At 51.5% G+C, this 3,379-nt stretch carries 2 tRNA genes and 1 rRNA gene; all 3 read right to left on the bottom strand.

Going from position 1 to position 3,379, the window contains the following annotated elements:
- Nucleotides 1-71: 71 nt before the first annotated feature.
- The 3 genes from HNP46_RS35505 to HNP46_RS35495 all read right to left on the bottom strand — a co-directional run bounded on the left by HNP46_RS35505 (nt 72) and on the right by HNP46_RS35495 (nt 3,373).
- Nucleotides 72-2,963, bottom strand: a 23S ribosomal RNA gene (locus HNP46_RS35505).
- 229 nt (nt 2,964-3,192) lie between these two features.
- Nucleotides 3,193-3,268, bottom strand: a tRNA-Ala gene (locus tag HNP46_RS35500).
- A 28-nt stretch (nt 3,269-3,296) separates the two neighbouring features.
- A tRNA-Ile gene (locus HNP46_RS35495) sits at nt 3,297-3,373 on the bottom strand.
- Nucleotides 3,374-3,379: the final 6 nt, after the last annotated feature.

Below are 3,379 nucleotides of genomic sequence, written 5' to 3'. Positions count from 1 at the left end.
ATTTGCGGTTCACACGAACTTTCGGTTCGTTACGTCTTCACCGTACAACACGCAAATTGTTTGGGTGTTATATGGTCAAGCCTCACGGGCAATTAGTATCGGTTAGCTCAACGCCTCACAGCGCTTACACACCCGACCTATCAACGTCGTAGTCTTCGACGGCCCTTCAGGGGAATCAAGTTCCCAGTGAGATCTCATCTTGAGGCTAGTTTCCCGCTTAGATGCTTTCAGCGGTTATCTATTCCGAACATAGCTACCCGGCAATGCCACTGGCGTGACAACCGGAACACCAGAGGTTCGTCCACTCCGGTCCTCTCGTACTAGGAGCAGCCCCTCTCAAATCTCAAACGTCCACGGCAGATAGGGACCGAACTGTCTCACGACGTTCTAAACCCAGCTCGCGTACCACTTTAAATGGCGAACAGCCATACCCTTGGGACCGGCTTCAGCCCCAGGATGTGATGAGCCGACATCGAGGTGCCAAACACCGCCGTCGATATGAACTCTTGGGCGGTATCAGCCTGTTATCCCCGGAGTACCTTTTATCCGTTGAGCGATGGCCCTTCCATACAGAACCACCGGATCACTAAGACCTACTTTCGTACCTGCTCGACGTGTCTGTCTCGCAGTCAAGCGCGCTTTTGCCTTTATACTCTACGACCGATTTCCGACCGGTCTGAGCGCACCTTCGTACTCCTCCGTTACTCTTTAGGAGGAGACCGCCCCAGTCAAACTGCCCACCATACACTGTCCTCGATCCGGATAACGGACCAGAGTTAGAACCTCAAGCATGCCAGGGTGGTATTTCAAGGATGGCTCCACGCAGACTGGCGTCCACGCTTCAAAGCCTCCCACCTATCCTACACAAGCAGGCTCAAAGTCCAGTGCAAAGCTACAGTAAAGGTTCACGGGGTCTTTCCGTCTAGCCGCGGATACACTGCATCTTCACAGCGATTTCAATTTCACTGAGTCTCGGGTGGAGACAGCGCCGCCATCGTTACGCCATTCGTGCAGGTCGGAACTTACCCGACAAGGAATTTCGCTACCTTAGGACCGTTATAGTTACGGCCGCCGTTTACCGGGGCTTCGATCAAGAGCTTCGCTTTCGCTAACCCCATCAATTAACCTTCCGGCACCGGGCAGGCGTCACACCCTATACGTCCACTTTCGTGTTTGCAGAGTGCTGTGTTTTTAATAAACAGTCGCAGCGGCCTGGTATCTTCGACCGGCATGGGCTTACGTAGTAAATACTTCACCCTCGCCGGCGCACCTTCTCCCGAAGTTACGGTGCCATTTTGCCTAGTTCCTTCACCCGAGTTCTCTCAAGCGCCTTGGTATTCTCTACCCAACCACCTGTGTCGGTTTGGGGTACGGTTCCTAGTTACCTGAAGCTTAGAAGCTTTTCCTGGAAGCATGGCATCAACCACTTCATCATCTGAAAGATGACTCGTCATCAGCTCTCGGCATTAAGACCCCGGATTTACCTAAGATCTCTGCCTACCACCTTAAACTTGGACAACCAACGCCAAGCTGGCCTAGCCTTCTCCGTCCCTCCATCGCAGTAACTAGAAGTACAGGAATATTAACCTGTTTCCCATCGACTACGCTCTTCAGCCTCGCCTTAGGGACCGACTAACCCTGCGTCGATTAACGTTGCGCAGGAACCCTTGGTCTTTCGGCGTGCGAGTTTTTCACTCGCATTGTCGTTACTCATGTCAGCATTCGCACTTCTGATACCTCCAGCAAGCTTCTCAACTCACCTTCACAGGCTTACAGAACGCTCCTCTACCGCGCATCTTGCGATGCACCCGTAGCTTCGGTGTATGGTTTGAGCCCCGTTACATCTTCCGCGCAGGCCGACTCGACTAGTGAGCTATTACGCTTTCTTTAAAGGGTGGCTGCTTCTAAGCCAACCTCCTAGCTGTCTAAGCCTTCCCACATCGTTTACCACTTAACCATAACTTTGGGACCTTAGCTGACGGTCTGGGTTGTTTCCCTTTTCACGACGGACGTTAGCACCCGCCGTGTGTCTCCCACGCTGACACTTCCAGGTATTCGGAGTTTGCATCGGTTTGGTAAGTCGGGATGACCCCCTAGCCGAAACAGTGCTCTACCCCCTGGAGTGATACGTGAGGCGCTACCTAAATAGCTTTCGAGGAGAACCAGCTATCTCCGAGCTTGATTAGCCTTTCACTCCGATCCACAAGTCATCCCCTACCTTTTCAACGGGAGTGGGTTCGGTCCTCCAGTCAGTGTTACCTAACCTTCAACCTGCTCATGGATAGATCGCCCGGTTTCGGGTCTATACCCAGCGACTAAAACGCCCTATTAAGACTCGCTTTCGCTACGCCTTCCCTATACGGTTAAGCTCGCCACTGAATATAAGTCGCTGACCCATTATACAAAAGGTACGCAGTCACCTAACAAAGTAGGCTCCCACTGCTTGTACGCATACGGTTTCAGGTTCTATTTCACTCCCCTCTCCGGGGTTCTTTTCGCCTTTCCCTCACGGTACTGGTTCACTATCGGTCAGTCAGTAGTATTTAGCCTTGGAGGATGGTCCCCCCATATTCAGACAAAGTTTCTCGTGCTCCGTCCTACTCGATTTCACTTCAAAGAACCTTTCACATACGGGGCTATCACCCACTATGGCCGCACTTTCCAGAGCGTTCTGTTAGATTCAAAGAAGCTTAAGGGCTAATCCCCGTTCGCTCGCCACTACTAAGGGAATCTCGGTTGATTTCTTTTCCTCAGGGTACTTAGATGTTTCAGTTCCCCTGGTTCGCCTCTTGCACCTATGTATTCAGTACAAGATACCCAGCTTATGCTGGGTGGGTTTCCCCATTCAGAGATCTCCGGATCAAAGTCTGTTTGCCGACTCCCCGAAGCTTATCGCAGGCTACCACGTCTTTCATCGCCTCTGACTGCCAAGGCATCCACCGTATGCGCTTCTTCACTTGACCATATAACCCCAAGCAATCTGGTTATTGTCTCGAACGTGAAGACGACATTCGCCGAAAATTCGCGCTTGAACTCGCAAATTTTACCTTGACTTGAATAATCACCAGTGAAAGAGATTATTCAGTCTACTTCTATCACATACCCAAATTTTTAAAGAACAGTTCTGGCACAAAGACCAGACATCAATGTTCGTTCAACCTGAACATTCATGTCTGAGCTTTCGACGATTAATGGTGGAGCCAAGGAGGATCGAACTCCTGACCTCCTGCGTGCAAAGCAGGCGCTCTCCCAGCTGAGCTATGGCCCCATTCGGATCAGCAGCACACCACAACAATTGGTGGGTCTGGGCAGATTCGAACTGCCGACCTCACCCTTATCAGGGGTGCGCTCTAACCAACTGAGCTACAGACCCAATCGT

Source organism: Pseudomonas nitroreducens (assembly GCF_014204515.1).
Taxonomy (GTDB): Bacteria; Pseudomonadota; Gammaproteobacteria; order Pseudomonadales; family Pseudomonadaceae; genus Pseudomonas; species Pseudomonas nitritireducens_A.
Note: the sequence above shows the minus strand (reverse complement) of the source record. Positions and strands in the feature narration are given on the sequence as shown.